This window comes from Actinoplanes sp. NPDC021490 (assembly GCF_055562135.1).
In genome coordinates this window covers 356,770-374,577 of the sequence record NZ_JBVHFW010000001.1, presented here as the reverse complement: position 1 = coordinate 374,577, position 17,808 = coordinate 356,770, and the positions used below count along the sequence as shown (strand labels likewise).

At 70.5% G+C, this 17,808-nt stretch carries 18 protein-coding genes; 9 read left to right on the top strand and 9 right to left on the bottom strand.

What is annotated here, in order from left to right; genetic code table 11:
- Positions 1-89 precede the first annotated feature (89 nt).
- Positions 90-1,235 carry a hypothetical protein gene (locus tag ACZ3I4_RS01735; RefSeq protein ID WP_465379925.1) on the top strand — a complete coding sequence of 382 codons (1,146 nt, stop codon included), beginning with the start codon at positions 90-92 and terminating at the stop codon, positions 1,233-1,235.
- Between the two features lie 4 nt (positions 1,236-1,239).
- On the top strand, positions 1,240-1,953 hold the full coding sequence (locus tag ACZ3I4_RS01730; RefSeq protein WP_465379924.1) for a LamG domain-containing protein: 714 nt from the start codon (positions 1,240-1,242) through the stop codon (positions 1,951-1,953).
- A gap of 9 nt (positions 1,954-1,962) precedes the next feature.
- Here ACZ3I4_RS01730 and ACZ3I4_RS01725 read toward each other — a convergent pair whose 3' ends face one another.
- From ACZ3I4_RS01725 to ACZ3I4_RS01695, 7 genes are read right to left on the bottom strand one after another with little or no spacing between them, the layout of a single operon-like run.
- The gene (locus ACZ3I4_RS01725; RefSeq protein WP_465379923.1) at positions 1,963-2,526 is read right to left on the bottom strand and encodes a DUF1707 SHOCT-like domain-containing protein; all 564 of its coding nucleotides are present in this window, start codon (positions 2,524-2,526) and stop codon (positions 1,963-1,965) included.
- Positions 2,527-2,574: 48 nt separating this feature from the next.
- Positions 2,575-3,990 (bottom strand): arabinose isomerase, encoded by a 1,416-nt coding sequence (locus ACZ3I4_RS01720; protein WP_465379922.1) that lies wholly within the window; start codon positions 3,988-3,990, stop codon positions 2,575-2,577.
- A complete protein-coding gene (locus ACZ3I4_RS01715) occupies positions 3,987-4,586 on the bottom strand; it encodes a LutC/YkgG family protein (protein WP_465379921.1) in 600 nt (199 codons plus the stop codon). Before ACZ3I4_RS01715 ends, ACZ3I4_RS01720 begins: the two co-directional genes overlap by 4 nt.
- Entirely contained in the window at positions 4,583-5,992 is a 1,410-nt protein-coding gene (locus ACZ3I4_RS01710) for a LutB/LldF family L-lactate oxidation iron-sulfur protein (protein ID WP_465379920.1), read from the bottom strand. The genes ACZ3I4_RS01715 and ACZ3I4_RS01710 overlap by 4 nt, the downstream gene beginning before the upstream one ends.
- The gene (locus tag ACZ3I4_RS01705) at positions 5,989-6,726 is read right to left on the bottom strand and encodes a (Fe-S)-binding protein (protein ID WP_465379919.1); all 738 of its coding nucleotides are present in this window, start codon (positions 6,724-6,726) and stop codon (positions 5,989-5,991) included. Before ACZ3I4_RS01705 ends, ACZ3I4_RS01710 begins: the two co-directional genes overlap by 4 nt.
- 3 nt (positions 6,727-6,729) lie before the next feature.
- On the bottom strand, positions 6,730-8,058 hold the full coding sequence (locus tag ACZ3I4_RS01700; protein WP_465379918.1) for a rhamnulokinase: 1,329 nt from the start codon (positions 8,056-8,058) through the stop codon (positions 6,730-6,732).
- Complete coding sequence (locus ACZ3I4_RS01695) at positions 8,055-10,085, bottom strand: bifunctional aldolase/short-chain dehydrogenase (RefSeq protein ID WP_465379917.1); 2,031 nt, start codon at positions 10,083-10,085, stop codon at positions 8,055-8,057. Before ACZ3I4_RS01695 ends, ACZ3I4_RS01700 begins: the two co-directional genes overlap by 4 nt.
- 359 nt (positions 10,086-10,444) lie before the next feature.
- On the opposite strand from ACZ3I4_RS01695, the gene ACZ3I4_RS01690 reads away from it, so the two are divergent.
- Genes ACZ3I4_RS01690 through ACZ3I4_RS01675 form a run of 4 tightly spaced genes read left to right on the top strand, consistent with a single transcriptional unit; the run spans position 10,445 to position 12,330 of the window.
- Positions 10,445-10,816: a hypothetical protein gene (locus tag ACZ3I4_RS01690; protein WP_465379916.1), complete on the top strand. Its 372-nt coding sequence runs from the start codon at positions 10,445-10,447 to the stop codon at positions 10,814-10,816.
- Entirely contained in the window at positions 10,813-11,259 is a 447-nt protein-coding gene (locus ACZ3I4_RS01685) for a hypothetical protein (protein ID WP_465379915.1), read from the top strand. The genes ACZ3I4_RS01690 and ACZ3I4_RS01685 overlap by 4 nt, the downstream gene beginning before the upstream one ends.
- 5 nt (positions 11,260-11,264) lie before the next feature.
- Positions 11,265-11,873: a hypothetical protein gene (locus ACZ3I4_RS01680; RefSeq protein WP_465379914.1), complete on the top strand. Its 609-nt coding sequence runs from the start codon at positions 11,265-11,267 to the stop codon at positions 11,871-11,873.
- Positions 11,874-11,919: 46 nt separating this feature from the next.
- Positions 11,920-12,330: a roadblock/LC7 domain-containing protein gene (locus ACZ3I4_RS01675; RefSeq protein ID WP_465379913.1), complete on the top strand. Its 411-nt coding sequence runs from the start codon at positions 11,920-11,922 to the stop codon at positions 12,328-12,330.
- 37 nt (positions 12,331-12,367) lie between these two features.
- Here ACZ3I4_RS01675 and ACZ3I4_RS01670 read toward each other — a convergent pair whose 3' ends face one another.
- Positions 12,368-13,402 carry a LacI family DNA-binding transcriptional regulator gene (locus tag ACZ3I4_RS01670; protein ID WP_465379912.1) on the bottom strand — a complete coding sequence of 345 codons (1,035 nt, stop codon included), beginning with the start codon at positions 13,400-13,402 and terminating at the stop codon, positions 12,368-12,370.
- Positions 13,403-14,008: 606 nt separating this feature from the next.
- The gene (locus tag ACZ3I4_RS01665) at positions 14,009-14,407 is read right to left on the bottom strand and encodes a hypothetical protein (protein ID WP_465379911.1); all 399 of its coding nucleotides are present in this window, start codon (positions 14,405-14,407) and stop codon (positions 14,009-14,011) included.
- Here ACZ3I4_RS01665 and ACZ3I4_RS01660 point away from each other — a divergent pair.
- From ACZ3I4_RS01660 to ACZ3I4_RS01650, 3 genes are read left to right on the top strand one after another with little or no spacing between them, the layout of a single operon-like run.
- Entirely contained in the window at positions 14,366-15,805 is a 1,440-nt protein-coding gene (locus tag ACZ3I4_RS01660; RefSeq protein WP_465379910.1) for a sugar ABC transporter ATP-binding protein, read from the top strand. The genes ACZ3I4_RS01665 and ACZ3I4_RS01660 overlap by 42 nt on opposite strands.
- On the top strand, positions 15,802-16,812 hold the full coding sequence (locus ACZ3I4_RS01655; protein ID WP_465379909.1) for an ABC transporter permease: 1,011 nt from the start codon (positions 15,802-15,804) through the stop codon (positions 16,810-16,812). Before ACZ3I4_RS01660 ends, ACZ3I4_RS01655 begins: the two co-directional genes overlap by 4 nt.
- Positions 16,805-17,806: an ABC transporter permease gene (locus ACZ3I4_RS01650; RefSeq protein WP_465379908.1), complete on the top strand. Its 1,002-nt coding sequence runs from the start codon at positions 16,805-16,807 to the stop codon at positions 17,804-17,806. The genes ACZ3I4_RS01655 and ACZ3I4_RS01650 overlap by 8 nt, the downstream gene beginning before the upstream one ends.
- The last annotated feature ends 2 nt before the right edge of the window (positions 17,807-17,808 follow it).

Below are 17,808 nucleotides of genomic sequence, written 5' to 3'. Positions count from 1 at the left end.
CACGGCGAGTTAATCGACGGCGCCCCGGGTGTCTTGAGACTTCCGTGACGCCTCGCGTCGCCTTTCGCCGCGTGGCGCGTTGACACGGCGTGCGTATCTCCCGACATGTGCGCCGCGCCGCTCTGATCGGCGCCGCGGTCCTCGCGATGGCCGCCACCGCCCAGCCCGCTCACGCTGTGGTCGGTGCGAGCGTGGCCCCGGCGGCGCCCTCGTTCAACGGTTCGGTCTATGCGATCGCGTACCGCGGCGACACGGTCTACGTCGGCGGCGCCTTCACCCGCATGACGATCCAGGGCCGTACGGTGACCCGCAATCGCCTGGCCGCCTTCTCGGGCCGCACCGGCGAGCTGCTCGACTGGGCGCCCTCGGCCGACGGCACCGTACGGGCCCTGGCCCTCGTGCCCGGTCAGGTCTACGCCGGTGGCGACTTCAACGAGATCAACGGTGAGGAGCGCGACTCGATCGCCCGGATCGACGCGGGCACCGGCGAGCCGGGCTCGTTCGGCCACCGCATCGACGGCGCGGTGCACGCGCTCGCCGCCGGGCACGGCCACCTGTACGCCGCCGGGACGATCAGCGGCGTGGACGGCGACGACCGGGGCCACGCCGCCGCGTTCTCACTGGCCACCGGCCGGGTCGACGACGACTGGACCCCGCGGGCCGACGGGATGGTCAACGCCCTCGCCGTACGGGGGGACCGGGTCTATCTGGGCGGAAGCTTCCACCGGATCAACGGCGTGGCCACGGCCCGGCGGCTGGCCGCGGTGCGCGCCGGCAGCGGCGAGGTCGACCGGGGCTTCCGCGCGTCGGCGCCCGCGCTCGTGCACGCGCTGGCCGTCGACGACTCCGGGGTCTACGCCGCGATGGGCGGCGCGGGTGGTCGCGCGGCGGCCTACTCGACGGGCGGGCAGAACCGGTGGACGCGGGTCTTCGACGGCGACGCGCAGGCGATCGCGGTGCTCGGCGGGGTCGCCTACGTCGGCGGCCACTTCGACCGGGCCTGCGCGAACGGCGACGACGCGGACAACGGCGAATGCGACGCGGGCTCGGTGTCACGGGTCAAGCTGGCCGCGGTCGAGCGGGACGGCTCGCTCAGCCGCTGGGCGCCGCAGGCCAACGGGGTGGTCGGCGTACGCGCGCTCGCGGTGGACCCGAACCGGGGCACGGTGGCCGCGGGCGGGGACTTCACCACGATCGGCGGGCAGGCCCAGAGGCGCTACGCGTCGTTCGGGTGATCCGGTGTTCCGACGCACTGTCCTCTGTGTCCTGACGCTGCTCGCCGCGGGCACGGCCGGCTCGGCCGCGGCCGCTTCCCCGGCGGCCGGCCGCACCACGGTCCGCTACACCTTCGACGGGTCGTCGCCGCTGGCCGACGTCAGCGGCAACGGTCACGACCTGAGCCCGGTGAGCCGGCACGGCGGCGCCTTCGGCACGGTCGCGCACAACGGCGGCAAGGCGCTGGTGTTCCCGCCGCCCTGTCATGACGAGCCGTGCCCGCGGATCGCCCTGCGCGCGCCCACCACCTCGGATCTGAACCCGGGGAAGCGGCCGATCCGTTACGGCGCGTCGGTGCGGCTGGCCGCGGACCAGACGACCAAGGGCGAGAACGTCATGCAGAAGGGCTATTCCGTACGGGGAAGTCAGTACAAGCTGCAGATTGACGGGCTGGCCGGCCGGCCGAGCTGTGTGCTGGTCGACGACCGCCGTCCGGACATCCACGCCGCGATCAGCAGCGTGGGCGTCGCCGACGACCGGTGGCACAAGCTGGAGTGCCGGCGCACCGGCCGGCGGCTGACGATCCTGGTCGACGACGCGCCGCGCGGCCGGGCCACGCTGCCCGCCGGCCTGTCGGTCAGCAACCGGATCCCGTTCAGCCTCGGCGGCAAGGGCTCGTTCGCCGACAACGACCAGTTCCAGGGGATGCTGGACGAGGTCTGGGTCGAGATCGGCTGAGCCCGGGGCTCAGGCCGGGGGCAGCGTGTAGGGCCGGGAGACGATCTCGACGTTGCTGAACCAGCTCGTCAGGTGGATGCGGATCTCGGGGGTGCCGGCCAGGCGCGGCACGGCGGCCAGGTGCATGTTGCGGTTGGAGAAGACGACCGTGCCGCTCACGTCGACCTCGACACCCTCGGGGACGATCACCTTGAACTCGCCGAACGTGCTGGTGCCGACGATCTCGATGACGTCCTCGCCGGTGAGCACCTCGCGCAGGTCGAGCACGGTCGAGCCGAACATCGTGAACACCTTGAGCCGGGGCGTGCGCAGCCGCCAGCGGCCCCGGCGCTTGTTCTCGCTGAAGACGGTGACGACCTTGTCGACCGTGCTGGCCGAGCCGACGATCGGCTTGTGGTCGAGGCCGTCGGTGGCCTTGGCCAGCTCGTCGGCGCTCTCGGCGGCCCAGACCGCGCCGACCCGCACAGTGAACTGCTCGAGCGTCAGCCGGCCGTCGCCGCACGCCTTCTGCAGCAGCTCGGCGGCGTGCTCACGCTCGGGCTCGGACGGCGGCACCCGCATCGGTGTGGTCACCCGGGTGATCCTAGGGCGTACGCGCACGATCCTGGCCGCCCGGCAAAGTCACACCTGCCGGAAATCGATGCCCAGCAGCGAGGCCGCCGCCTTGTAGTCGGCCGCGCGATGCCCGAGCGAGAGCGACCAGTGGTGGCCGACCCCCGACGCGCTCCAGTCGTCGACCCACTCGCCCGGGTCGCGGCCGAAGTCGACCCGGCTCGTGGTGTTGCCGATCGCCAGCAGCGGGCCGTCGACCACGGTGCCCTCGCCGGCGATGAACGACAGCGAGCCGTCGCGGTCCTGGCCCAGACCGAGCAGGGTGACCGGCCCGGGGCGCACGTCGAACTCGACCGAGACGCCCCAGCCGCGCTTGCCGTGATAGACGCCGAGGCCGCGCAGCAGCGGCTGCCGCGAGCTGACCGCGAGGTGGGCCGGGCCGTCGTGACCCATCTCGACCACGTTGTCCTCGAAGTTCAGCGCCTGGATCTCGCAGAACGAGCCGCCCGCCCCGGCCACCTGGGTGGCCAGCTGGGCCACGGTCGTCCGCAGCTCGTATTCGCCGGTGGCCGGGATGCCCCGGGCGGTCAGCAGCGAGGCGCCCAGGATCATGCCCGCGCCCAGCCGCTCGTGCTGCTCGCCGGCCAGCCCGCGGTGGTAGTAGGCCAGGCTGTCCAGGTCGAAGTCGTCGGCCAGCCGGTCGAGGCCGACCGAGACGCGGGCGCCCCAGGCGAAGTCGTCCTCGTTGACCGAGTCGTCCAGCACGAAGATCTTGCGGGCCAGCTCCATCCGCTCGGCAACCTCGTCGTCGGTGACGGCGAGGGTGCGTTCCCGCAGGTCGTCGAACTCGAGGACCTCGACGTGCGAGCCGAACGTGGTGGGCAGCAGGGTGAGATCGGTCGACACGTCGAGCATGCCGGGATAGAGGTGGCCCATCAGGCCGTGCCGGGCCTCGCGCAGCGCCGCCCGCACCCGGGCCGCGGTGATCCACTGCGAGATGCGGGCCCACGCCGACTCCTGCCGCAGCCAGCCGGTGACCGACCGGAACGGGATGCCCGCGCGGCGGAACAGGTTGCCCACCTCGGGCACCGGGCACTGCCCGCAGTAGGCCAGCCACGAGCCGGTGTCGAACGAGGCGTGGTCCATCTTTTCGGTCGGCTGCAGGTCGATGACCAGCACGGGGCTGTTGGCCCGCTGGGCGATCGGCAGCACCATCGACGAGGTCAGGTAGGTCGTCAGGAACAGCACGATCAGGTCGCAGTCGGCCCGGCGCAGCTTCTCGGCGGCGGCCGTGCCCTCCTGCGCGTCCGAGACGAACCCGGCGTCGGTGACCTCGGCGTCCATCTCGTGGAACCGTTCGGCGACGTACCGGGCGGATTCCTGGAGCTGGGGCAGCAGATGGGGGAACTGGGGCCAGTAGGTGCCGAGCCCGCCGGCCACCAGCCCGATGCGGATCTTCCGGCGTGGTTTCGGGGTCAGGATCATGCTGCCTCCTCGATGAGGACGATGTGGAGATTGCGGGGGCCGTGCACCCCCTCGACCCGATTGAGCTCGATGTCGCTGGTCGCCGACGGGCCGCTGATCCAGGTCAGCGGGCGGCCGGGGGTCAGCCGGGCCACGGCCTCGGGCACCGAGGCCACCACTTGGTCCGGGCGCAGCACGCAGATGTGCAGGTCGGGCAGGAGCGAGAGGATGCGCCGGCCCTGGTCCGGCGAGGCGTCGAGCACGATCGTGCCGGTCTCGACGACGGCGACCGCGGCCGCCGTGACCACGCCGTCGGCGGCAGCTATCTGATCTTGAGAAAGCCCGTCGTCCCGGGCCACCGGAACCCCCGGCGGCAGCCAGGAATCGGGCAGCTCGGGCGGCACAACCAGCCTGCCGTTCCCGATGATCTGCTTCACCGTGCCCGCAACATCCGACACGCGATGCACGACGGCCTTGTAGTCGACCAAACGCTCCACCAGCAGGTCGAGGTCGACGGGGGCCGTCCCGCGCCGATAGTCCCGGGGCACCTCGGGCTCGGCCGGATCGGCGCCGAGCGCCTCACGGATCCGGGCCAGGATCAGGTTCTTGCTGCTCATCGCCCTCGCCACCAATCCCGGAACGACTCCGGCGGCGGCGACGGCAGGTCGCGGCTCGCGGCCCACCCGTTCAGCGGCGGGGGCAGCCCCCGCCCGCGCTTGCCGAGCAGCTTCGACAGCTTGGCCGCCCGTTGCGCCCGCTCGTAGAGCCGGGGCCGGTCCATCGTGTACGCCGCCGCGGCCATCGCCGCCTTCTCCGACCGCGGATGCGGGGCCTGATTACGCAGGTGCACGAGGATCGACGGGATGTCGATCTTCACCGGGCACGCGTCGAAGCAAGCGCCGCACAGCGACGACGCGTACGGCAGCGAAGCGTTGTCCTCGACCCCGGTGAGCTGCGGCGAGAGCACCGCGCCGATCGGGCCGGGATAGACCGAGCCGTACGCGTGCCCGCCCGTCCGCTCGTAGACCGGGCACACGTTGAGGCAGGCCGAGCAGCGGATGCAGTGCAGCGCCGAGCGGCCCACCTCGTCGGCCAGCACCGCCGTACGCCCGTTGTCGAGCAGCACGAGGTGGAAGTTCTGCGGCCCGTCGCCCGGCGTCACCCCGGTCCACATCGACGTGTACGGGTTCATCCGCTCGCCGGTCGACGCACGCGGCAGCAACTGGAGGAACACCTCGAGGTCCTGCCACGCGGGGATGACCTTCTCGATGCCCATCACGGTGATCAGCGTGTCCGGCAGGGTCAGGCACATCCGGCCGTTGCCCTCGGACTCGACGACCGCGAGCGTGCCGGTCTCGGCGATCCCGAAGTTGGCCCCCGAGACGGCCACCTTGGTGGACAGGAACGTCTCGCGCAGATAGCGCCGCGCCGCCCCGGCCAGCTCGGGCGGGTCGTCGGTCAGCGCCGGGTCGACCCCGGGCATCTCGCGCAGGAAGATCTCGCGGATCTCGGAGCGGTTGCGGTGGATGGCCGGCACCAGGATGTGCGAGGGCTTGTCGTGGCCGAGCTGCACGATGAGCTCGGCCAGATCGGTCTCGACCGGGGCGATGCCCGCGTCCTCCAGGGCCTCGTTGAGCCCGATCTCCTGCGTGGCCATCGACTTGACCTTGATGACGCGCCGCTCGCCGGTGCGCCGGACCAGGTCGGTGACGATCCGGTTGGCCTCGTTGGCGTCGGCCGCCCAGTGCACCACCCCACCGGCGGCGGTGACGTTCTGCTCCAGTTGCTCGAGCAGCCGGGGCAGATTCGCCATCGTGTACGTCTTGAGGGCCGACCCGGCCGAGCGCAGCTCCTGCCAGTCCGGCAGCTCGGCGATCACCCGGCCCGACTTGCCGCGGATCGTGGTGGTGGCGTGCTGCAGATTGCGGCGCAGCTGCGGGTTCCCCAGCGCCACGCGGGCGGCCGCCGGGAACGGCTCGTCGCCGCGCAGATGCCCGACCCCCTTGGGTGCGTGCGTGCTCATGTCGTCGCCTCCGTAGCCGCCAGGATCTCCGCCAGGTGGACCGTCCGCACGCCCGTACGCAGCCGGGACAGTCCGCCGCCGATGTGCATGAGACAGGACGCGTCGCCCGCCGTGCAGACGTCGGCGCCGGTGTCGAGCACGTGGCGCATCTTGTCGGCGAGCATGGCCGTCGAGGTGTCCGCGTTCTTGACCGCGAACGTGCCGCCGAACCCGCAGCACTGCTCGGCCTGCGGCAGTTCGACCAGGTCGAGGCCGCGCACCCGGCGCAGCAGCCGCAGCGGCCGGTCGCCGACCCGCAGCACGCGCAGCGAGTGGCAGGTCGGGTGATAGGTGACCCGGTGCGGGTAGTACGCGCCCACATCCTCGGTCTTCAGGACGTCGATGAGCAGCTCGGACAGCTCGTACGTGCGGCTCGCGACCGCCTCGGCCCGCGCGGCCAGCCCCTCCTGCCCGGCCTGCCGCGCGACCATCGCGTGCTGGTGGCGGATCGAGCCCACGCAACTGCCCGAGGGGGCCACCACCACGTCACACGACTCGAAGGTGCGCACGTACCGGCGTACGAGGGGAAGGGCTTCGTTCTGATAGCCCGTGTTGACGTGCATCTGGCCGCAGCAGGTCTGCTCGAGCGGGAAGACCACCTCGTGGCCGAGCCGTTCGAGCAGCTGGACGGTCGCCTTGGCCGCCGCCGGGAACATCGTGTCGGCCAGGCAGGTGGCGAACAACGCTATGCGCATGAGCTACCTCCGTACGGGGTCGTAGCGCACCACACGCTGAGTCTCGCGCAGAACCGAGCGGAGCGCCGCGAGGTCGCCCCCGATCACCCCGGCCGCGCGGGCCTGGATCAGCAGGTTGCCGAGCGCGGTGGCCTCGACCGGACCGGCCAGCACGGGCAGCCCGCACGCGTCCGCGGTCAGCTGGCAGAGCAAGTCGTTGCGGGCGCCGCCGCCGACGATGTGCACCGCGTCGACGTGCCGGCCGGACAGCTCCTGGGCCTGCTCGACGGCCTTTTTGTGAGCCACCGCCAGACTGTCCACGATGCACCGGGTCAGCCGGGCCGGGCTCGCGTCCGACGGCAGACCGGCCGCCTTGGCCACCCGCTCGGCCATGTTGCCGGGCGGCAGGAAGACCGGGTCGTCGATGTCGACCACGACCGGTTTCTCCCGGGCCGCCTGCCGCAGCAACTCGCCGATGTCGGGCGAGCCCCATTCCCGCATGCATTCCTGCAGCGGCCAGAGACCCATCACGTTGCGCAGATAGCGGATCGTGCCGTCGACGCCGCCCTCGTTGGTGAAGTTGGCTTTCCGCGATTCCGGGCTGAGCACGGGCCCGTTCAATTCGAGACCGACCAGGGACCAGGTGCCGCACGAGATGTACGCGAAATGCCCGCCCTCGGCCGGAACGCCGACCACGGCCGACGCGGTGTCATGCGAGCCGACCGCCACGACCCGGGCGCCTTGGTGCTCGCCGATCGTTTCCCCGGGCTGCCGGATCGGCGGCAGCGTCAATGTCAACCCCGCGGTCAACGACGGAGACCATTCCCGCGTACGCACGTCGAGCAGGCCGGTCGTCGACGCGTTGGTGTATTCGGCGCCGATCTCGCCGGTCAGCCAGTAGGCCAGCAGATCAGGGATGAGCAGCATCTGCCGGGCGATCCCGAATTGCGGCGATCCGTTGGCCGCGGCCAGCTGATAGATGGTGTTGAACGGCAGTTTCTGCAGGCCGTTGATCTCGTAGAGCTGCTCGTCGGAAAGGTCGAGCCGCACATTGTCGGTGCGGCCGTCGCGATAGTGCACCGGGTTGCCGAGCAGCGCGCCGGTCGCGTCGAGCAGGCCGTAATCGACGGCCCACGAGTCGATGCCGATGCTGTCGACCGGGCCGGCCTTGTCCAGTCCCTCCAGCACACCGCGATAGAGGCTGAGGATGTCCCAGTGCAGGGTTCCGTTGATCCGCACCGGCTCGTTCGCGAACCTGTTCGTCTCGCGCATCTCGATCGCGCCGTCTTCGATGCGGCCGGCGATGACGCGTCCGCTGGACGCGCCGAGGTCGACCGCGGCGAAGGAGGTCATCTCAGGAACGCCGCGGCCACGCCGGCGTCCACCGGAATGTGCAGGCCCGTCGTGTGGGTGAGCTCGCCACCGGTCAGCGCGAACACCGCGTTGGCCACGTGCTCGGGCAGCACCTCGCGCTTGAGCAGGGTGCGCTGCGCGTAGTACTCGCCCAGCTTCTCCTCGGGCACGCCGTAGACCGCGGCCCGCTTGGCGCCCCAGCCGCCCGCGAAGATGCCGGAGCCGCGCACCACGCCGTCGGGGTTGATGCCGTTGACGCGTACGCCGTGGGCTCCCATCTCGGCGGCCAGAAGGCGTACCTGATGGGCCTGGTCGGCCTTGGTGGCGCCGTAGGCGACGTTGTTGGGCCCGGCGAAGATCGAGTTCTTGCTGGAAATGTAGATGATGTCGCCGCCCAGACCCTGCGCGATCATGATGCGGGCGGTCTCGCGGGACACCAGGAACGAGCCCTTGGCCATCACGTCGTGCTGCAGATCCCAGTCCTGCTCGGTCGTCTCGAGCAGCGGCTTCGAGATCGACAGGCCGGCGTTGTTGACGACCAGGTCGACACCGCCGAAGGCCAGGACCGCGGTGTTCAGCGAGGCGATGATCGCGTCGGCGCTGGTCACGTCGGCCGCTACCGCGATGGCCGCGTCGGTGCCGCCGATCTCGCCGGCGACCTTGCGGGCCGCCTCCTCGTCGCGATCGGCGACGATCACACACGCGCCCTCGGCCGCCAGTCGCAGGGCGATCGCGCGGCCGATGCCCGAGCCGCCGCCGGTCACGTACGCGATCCGGGTGGCCAGGGCCTTGGGCTTCGGCATCCGCTGGAGCTTGGCCTCCTCGAGCGCCCAGTACTCGATGCGGAACTTCTCGGCCTCGTCGATCGGCGCGTACGCCGACACCGACTCGGCGCCGCGCATCACGTTTATCGCGTTGACGTAGAACTCGCCGGCCACGCGGGCGGTCTGCTTGTTGGCGCCGAACGAGAACATGCCCACGCCGGGCACCAGCACGATGGCCGGGTCGGCGCCGCGGATGGCCGGGCTGTCCGCGGTGGCGTGCCGCTCGTAGTAGCCGCGGTAGTCCGCGCGGTAGGCCTCGTGCAGCTCCCGGGCCCGGGCCACGACCTCGTCGAGCGTGGCGTCGGGCGCGGTGTCGAGCACCATCGGCTTGACCTTGGTGCGCAGGAAGTGGTCGGGGCAGGAGGTGCCCTTCGCGGCCAGTTCCTGGACCCGCTCGCTGTTCACGAAGTCGAGGACGACCTCGCTGTCGGTGTAGTGCCCGACCTGGCTGCGATCCGTCGAGGCGAGACCACGCAGGACCGGGAAGAGGGCGGCGGCCCGGCTCTTTCGCTGATCCGCGGGCAGCGCCTGATGGACCTGGGCGCCGAACGGATCCTTGCGGCCGTGCTCGCTCAGGTAGTTCGCGGCCTTCTCGATGATCTCCAGAGAGTTGCGCTCGCACTCCTCGCTGGTCGCTCCCCACGCCGTGATCCCGTGCCCGCCCAGAATCACGCCGATGGCCTGCGGATTGGCCTTCTGCACGGCGGCGATGTCGAGGCCCAGCTGGAAGCCGGGACGCCGCCACGGCACCCACAGCACCCGGTCGCCGAAGATCTCCTTGGTCAGCGCCGGCCCGTCGGCCGCGGTGGCGATCGCGATGCCGGAGTCGGGGTGCAGGTGGTCGACGTGCGCGACGTCGACGAGCCCGTGCATCGCGGTGTCGATCGACGGCGCCGCGCCGCCCCGCCCGTGCAGGCAGTAGTCGAACGCGGCGACCATCTCGTCCTCGCGCTCGACGCCCGGATAGGTGCGGGTGAGCGCCCGCAGCCGGTCGAGGCGGAGCACGGCGAGACCCTTCTCGGTGAGCGTGCCGAGGTCGCCACCGGAGCCCTTGACCCACACCAGGCCGGCCGGCTCGCCGGTGACCGGGTCGGTCTCGGTTCCCTTGGCCGAGGTGTTGCCGCCCGCGTAGTTGGTGTTGCGCGGGTCGGCGCCCAGCCGGTTGCTGCGTTCCAGGAGGTCACGGACTGCGGGGTTCGTCATGGTGTCCTTCGCGGTCTGAAACGTTTCATAGATTGCCGACAGATTACGGGGCCGTGGCGGGCCCGGTCAAGACATCGACGCCTTCTCCAGCACGCTCAGCGCATTGAATGAAACGTTCCGGTGCGTCGATTCCGCCCAGCCGGATGCATCGTGTCCATCCGACGAAACGGCCACTTCCGTGTCGTTCGGCCGACCCCCGAAGGGGTCATCCGATCATGGGACTCGCGATCTTCGGTCTGACCTGGGCCAATTGGTCCTTCATCACTGCTGGACCCCCATATGACGTGCCACTGTTGGCCCGACAACCCGCACGGGTCCGAGCTCGTGACCGACAGTGACGGCGCGAGGAGGAGGAGCAAGTGGCGAACATCGAGACTTCCCTGAAGGAAGCCATGACGATCGAGGGCGCGATCGGCGTTGCGCTCGTCGACTACACCAGCGGTCTCACGCTGGGCGTCATGGGCGGCGGCCTCAACATGGACATGAACATCGCCGCCGCCGGCAACACCGACGTGATCCGGGCCAAGGTCCGCACGCTCGAGATGCTGGGCCTGGCCGACACGATCGAGGACATCCTGATCACCCTCGACACCCAGTACCACCTGATCCGTCTGCTCCAGGGCCGCGGCAACGAGGCGTTCTTCCTCTACCTGGCGCTGAACAAGAACCGCGCCAACCTGGGCCTGGCCCGGCACCAGCTGCGCAAGATCGAATCGGAGCTCGACGTATGACGGCCGTCGACGAGACCGGCCTCGGCATCCGCAGCACGACCCAGCTGATCGGCGACGCCGTCAAGCAGTTCCGCGCCCAGGTTCCCGAGTGCATCGGCGCCGGCCTGGTCGACATGTCCACCGGCATGCTGCTCGCCGCGGACACCCTCGACGAGCACCCGGGCGAGGTGCTCGACCTGCTCGCCGCGGCCACGTTCGACCTGTTCCAGGGGCGCAACGTCGTCATGATCGAGGACATCTTCAAGGCCCGCTACGGCGTGCTCGACGACCGCCACTACTTCCAGGAATTCATGGCGCAGAGCGAGTCGCACGTGCACGTGTTCCTGCGCAGCACCAACCAGGAACTCGCCGCGGTCGTGGTCTGCCGCAAGACCGCCAACACCGGCATGGTGCTGACGCAGTCCCGCCTCGTCATGAAGCAGCTGGACGCCGGCCTCCACTGATGATCGTGCCGCCGCTGACGGAGGCGCTGGGCATCCCCGGCGCCCACGCGGTGTCTCTGCTGGACCCCGAGGGTCCCAGGGTGCTGTGGTGGGCGGGTGAGACAGCGCCGACCGAGCAGGAATCCGCCGCCGCCGTCACGCTCGCCGCGGCGGCGGCCGGTCTTGTGCTGCTCGACGGAAACGGCGGCGACGAGCTCAGCGACATCCTGCTCACCAGCGTCGACGCGTTCCACGTCGTACGAGTGGTGGGCACGCAGGCGCCGCTCGTCGCCCACCTGGCCCTGCGCCGGACCGAGGCCAACCTGGCCATGGCCCGGCGCGAGTTCGGTTCGATGCTGTCGGCGTACGCGCGGGAACTCGGCCCGGTGGCCGTCTCCCCGCCGGCGCTCGCTCCCGCCTCCGCGTACGGCACCTCTGTCGACCTGGAACTCCCACGAGACCTCGGCGGCGGCACAGTCGACCTTCGCGACACTGCCGAGGGACTGCTCCCCCGGCGGCACCGTCTCGACCCGCCCGAGACCGACACTTCCGACCTGCTCAGCCTGCTGGGCCGCCCCTACGTCACGGACGACGAGGTTCTCGACCGTGTCCTGGTCGCGCTCCGCGCCCTGTAGCACTCTTCACCCCTCCCGCAGGCCCCCCACCCCCCTGGAGAAAGACGTGCAACCCTCCGACCCGTTCCAGGCAGTCCGTGCCGAGCTCGCCGCCCTGCGGCACCAGGTCACCGGGGTGCGCGGCTGCGTCATCGCCGGCGTCGACGGCCTGCTGATCCTGCACGACACCGTCAGCGGCCCCGAACCCCACGACATCGCCGCCCTGGCCGCGGGCGCACACGGCATCAGCCGCACCTGCGGGGCCGCCCTCAGCCAGGGCACGTTCCAGGAGGTGACGATCCGCAACCAGGGGGGCTATCTCGCTGTTTACGCCGTGGGGGAACTCGCCCTGCTGGCCGTGATCGGCGACAGCGGCCTGAACATCGCCCGGCTGCACCTGGAGGCCCGCCCGGTCACCGCCCGACTGGCCGGCCTGCTGCGCATCCAGACGGTCGAGTCCTCCGGGTACTTCGGCTGAAAGCGTGCGGGGACGGCTCACCATCTGAGGCACGGCTTCAGAGAGTTCGGCCCCGGCTCACCGTCGAAGCGCGGGCGACCAGCTCCGGCGTGAACTGCAGTTGCTGGTGGCGATGGTCCGGGTCGGTCGCTTCTTCGAGCACCAAATGGGCCGCCGCACGGCCGAGTTCCTGACGGGGTTGCCGTACGGAGGTCAGCGGCACCGCGGCCGCCGCGGCGAACTCGATGTCGTCGAAACCGACGATGGCCAGGTCTTCGGGCACGCGCAGGCCGGCGCCGATGCTCTGTTGGAGCAGGCCCAGCGCCAGCAGGTCGTTGGCGCAGAAGGCGGCCGTCGGGCGGCGCCGGACGGGCAGACCGGCCAGCCGCTCCCCCGCCGATCGGCCCTCGGCCACGGTGAGCGCCTCGGTCGGCAGGTAAATCAGGTCGTCGGGGTCGTGACCGAGCGACTCCCAGATCTCGCGCGCGCCCTGCAATCGCTCGCGAACCTGGCCCAGCGACTCGGGCCCGCCGACGAAGGCGACGCGGGTGTGGCCCTGCTCGGCCAGATGCTCGACCGCGATGCGACCGCCCAGCACGTCGTCGACCGAGACCGAGCAGCAGCTGTCGGCGTTGCGAACCCGGTCGACGATCACGAGCGGGACCCCGCGCCGGGAGAGCTCGTCGAGATGCGGCGCGGCCGGGTCGACCGGCGTGATCAGGATGCCCTGCACCCGCTGCTGGAGCAGCCGGTCGAGGTGCACCTCCTCGCGCGCCGAGCGGCTGTTGCTGTTGCAGATGAACAGCGACAGGTCGGCGTCCTCGGCGGCGTTCTCGATGCCTTGGGCCACGTCGTGGAAGAACGGGTTGGTGCCGTCGAGCATCACGTACGCCAGGGTGCGGCTCGTGCCGGCGCGCAGCTGGCGGGCCGACTCGTTGCGCACGAAACCCAGCTCGGCCATGGCCCGCTCGACCCGTTCGCGGGTGCGCGCGCTCACCACCTCGGGCCGGTTCATCACGTTGGAGACGGTGCCCAGCGAGACGCCGGCGGCCGCGGCCACATCCTTGACGGACGGCGTCCTGCCGTTCAGCACCACGACCTCCTGAACAGGCGATACGGACGGCGCCCGCTGTCATTGAAACGTTGAAGGCGCATCTTACGGCAATCGACGTCAGCGCGACGGCCGTGTTTCCGCAACGTTTCTTTCCAGCGCTTGACAGGTGTGATTGGCGACACCTACGTTCGTCTTCAGCACCGCTGAAACATTTCAACCGTGATTGAAACATTTCAAAGTACGTTCCCACAAGCGACGTGGAGGTGGACCGTGGCGGAGGCAAACGCCCGGCCCGAAGACCGTCCCGCGCGGAAGGACCCTGCCCCGCGAAACGACCGCCCGGCGCAGGACGACCAGCGCGCGCAAGAGGAACCATCCGCGCAGCAGAACCCGGCCGCGCAAGGGAAACCACCCGCGCAGCAGAACCCGGCCGCGCAAGGGGAACCATCCGCGCAGCAGAACCCGGCCGCGGAACAGGAACGATCCGCGCAGCAGATCCAGGCCGCGGAAGAGGATCAGCCCGGACACAGGCCATCCGCGCAACTGGACCAACGCGAACCGCAGAACCCACCCCCACCGAACGACCAGCGCGGGCGGCAAGACCACCGCGCACAGCAGGACCAGCGCGGAGAACAAGACCAACACTCAGAGCAAGACCAGAGTGCGCAGCAGAGCTTGCCCGGGCAACAGGACCCACCAGCGCAGCAAAGGCTGCCCGGACAAGAAGGCCAGCCTGGACAACAAAACCAGGCCGAGCAACAAAGTCGGGCCACGCGGCAGGACCAGCCCGAGCAGGAGAATCAGGGCGCGCAGCAAGAGGACCCCGGACAACACCCGCGCGGGAAACAGGATCCGCCGGCTCCGGCGCAACCGGACGGTGGTCAGCAGGACCAGCGTGAGCGGCAGGACCCGCCCCCGCCGCCGGACCGTGGCACTCCGGGAGATCGGCCCCCGCGGCTCGCGGTTTGGCAGGTTTCGAAGTCGTTCGGGGCCGTCGCCGCCGTGCAGGAGGTCAGCTTCCCGCTCTACCCCGGTGAGGCGCACGCGCTGGTCGGCGAGAACGGGGCCGGTAAGTCGACCATCGTGAAGATGCTGGCCGGGGTCCACCGCCCGGACACCGGCACGCTGCGGGTCGACGGGGTCGATGTGGACTTCGGCGGACCAGCCGACGCCAAGGCGGCCGGCATCGCCGTCATCTATCAGGAGCCGACGCTCTTTCCCGACCTGTCGGTGGCCGAGAACATCGCGATGGGCAACCAGCCGCTGACCAGGCTGCGGCAGATCGACCGCCGGGAGATGCACGTCAACGCCGAGCGGCTGTTCCGCCGGCTGGGTGTGCCGCTCGACCCGACCCGGCCGGCCCGCGGCCTGTCGATCGCCGATCAGCAGCTGGTCGAGATCGCCAAGGCGCTGTCGGCCGAGGCGCGGGTTCTGATCATGGATGAGCCGACCGCGGCGCTGTCCGCCGTCGAGGTGGAGCGGCTGTTCGCGGTCGTGCGGTCGCTGCGTGACGAGGGCGCGGCGATCATGTTCATCTCGCACCGGTTCGAAGAGATCACCGCGCTGTGCCAGCGGGTCACGATCATGCGGGACGGCAAGCACGTCGCCACCGAGATGGTGGCCGACCTCAGCGTCGACGACATGATCCGGCGCATGGTGGGGCGGGACCTGAGCGCGCTCTTTCCCAAGCAGGACGTCGAGCCGGGCGAGGTCGTGCTCGAGGTCGAGGGCCTGTCCCGCGAGGGCCTTTTCAAAGACATTTCCTTCTCCGTACGGGCCGGAGAGATCGTTGCTCTGGCCGGGCTGGTCGGCGCGGGCCGCTCCGAGGTCATGCAGGCCGTGTTCGGTGTCGACCCGTACGACAGCGGGGTCGTCAAAATGCACGGCCGGCGCCTGAAGAAGAACGATCCGCGCGCTGCGATGGCGGCCGGCATGGCGCTCGTGCCCGAGGACCGTCGCCAGCAGGGCCTGGTCATGGAGCTGTCGATCGAGCGCAACGTGACCCTGCCGCGGGCCCGCAAGCTGGCCCGGCTGGGTCTGCTGTTCGGCGGCAGCGAACGCGCGGCGGCCGAGACGTGGACAGGCAAGCTGCAGACCAAGCTCGGCCGGCTCTCCGACGCGGTGGGCACGCTCTCGGGCGGCAACCAGCAGAAGGTCGTGCTGGCCAAGTGGCTGGCCACCGCGCCCAAGCTGCTGATCGTCGACGAGCCGACCCGGGGCATCGACGTCGGCACCAAGGCCGAGGTGCACCGGCTGATGTCGTCGCTGGCGGCCGACGGTCTCGCGGTTGTCATGGTCTCGTCGGAGCTGCCCGAGGTGCTGGGCATGGCCGACCGGATCGTGGTGCTGCGCGAGGGCCGGGTCGCCGCGTCGCTGTCCCGGGCCGAGGCCACCGAGGAGTCCGTCATGTATGCGGCCATGGGACAGGAGGTCGCGGCGTGACCGCCGTTCCCGCTGCCCTCGGCAGCCCCGCCAAGAATCTGTTCAAGACCCGTGAGCTGGGCATCGTGCTCGCCCTGGCGCTGCTGGTGGCGTACACGGCGATCGAAAACCCCCGGTTCCTGTCCGGTCAGAGCATCCGCGACAACCTGCTCAACACGGCGATCCTCGCGGTCATGGCCACCGGCCAGGCCATCGTGGTGATCACCCGGAACATCGACCTCAGCGTCGGCTCGGTGCTCGGGATCAGCGCGTTCACCGTGGCCACGATGATGAGCGACAACCCGGGCCTGCCGATGATCGTCGCGATCCTGGCCGGTCTGGCCGTGGGCGCGGTGGCCGGCCTGGTCAACGGCGTGCTGGTCCGCTATGGCAAGGTGCCCGCGCTCGTGGTCACCCTGGGCACGCTCTACATCTATCGCGGCATCACGTACTCGTGGGCCGGCGGCTCGCAGGTCAACGCAGACGAGCTGCCCCGCCACTTCCTGACGTTCGCCAACGACAACCTGCTGGGCATCCCCTGGCTGGTACTGATCGCGCTGATCGTGGTGGGCGCCGGCTCGCTGATGATGCGCAACTACCGGGTCGGCCGGGAGCTGTACGCGATGGGGTCGAGCCCCGCCGCGGCCGAGCTGGCCGGCATCAAGGTCGCCCGCAACCTGCTCGGCGCGTTCGTGCTCAGCGGCGCGCTGGCCGGCCTGGCCGGGGTGCTGTACGCGGCCCGGTTCGGCACGGTCGACGCCGCAGCGGGCAACGGCATGGAGCTCAACGTCGTGGCCGCGGTCGTGGTCGGCGGCGTGGCCGTGTTCGGCGGCAGCGGCTCGGTGTGGGGCGCGGCCCTCGGCGCCCTGCTGCTCACCGTGATCGGCAGCGCCCTGGCGGTGCTCGACATCAACCAGTTCTGGCAGCAGGCCATCGTCGGCGCGCTGATCATCCTGGCCATCTGCGCCGACCGCCTGGTCGCGGTCCGGATCGCCCGCTCGCTGCGCAGGAGGGACGCGCATGTCTGACAGCCGGTCCGCCCTCCGCAGCAGATTCACGAGCTGGGACAGCATCATCCTGGTGCTCACCGTGCTCGTGCTGATCATCGCGTCGTTCACTGTGGACAACTTCGGCACCAGCCGGAACTTCACGTTCATGGTGCTCGACCTGCTGCCGATCATCCTGATCGCGCTGCCCATGACGATGATCATCGTGACCGGCGAGATCGACCTGTCGGTGGCCAGCACGCTCGGCCTGACCAGCTCGATGATGGGCTGGCTGTGGAACCAGGGCCTCTCGATCGAGACGATCATCCCACTGTGCGTGGTCATCGGCGCGATCTGCGGCGTGCTCAACGGCTTCCTGATCACCGGCCTGGGCCTGCCCTCGCTGGCGGTGACGATCGGCACGCTGGCCCTCTACCGCGGTCTCGCGTTCGTCGTCCTCGGCGACGGCGCGGTGGCCGACTTCCCCTGGAACTACACGGGCTGGGTCACTGGAACCCTGGGCGGCGGGGCCGTACCGAACGTCCTGATCCTGATCGTGGTCCTCGCTCTGATCTTCGGAGTCGTCCAGCACGCCACCCCGTTCGGCCGCTCGCTCTACGCCATCGGCGCCAACGCGCAGGCCGCCCATTTCTCCGGCATCCGCGTGGCCCGTACGAAATTCTGGCTCTATGTCGTGAGCGGAGCGGTCGCCGGCCTGGTCGGCGTGCTGTGGACCTTGCGCTACTCCAGCGCCCGGGCCGACAACGGCTCGGGTCTCGAACTCGCCGTGGTCGCGGCCGTCCTGCTGGGCGGTGTCTCGATCTTCGGCGGCAAGGGCAGCCTGCCGGGCGTTCTCGCCGGTGTCGTGCTGCTGACCGCGCTGCAGAACGCGCTGCGCCTGGAGGACGTCTCCGGGCAGGCGCTCAACATCGTCACGGGCTCGCTGCTCGTGCTCTCCGTCCTGCTTCCCAACGTCACCACCGCCGTACGCGGTAACTGGCATCGCCGCAGGCTGCGGCAAGCCGCCTCCCGATAGCC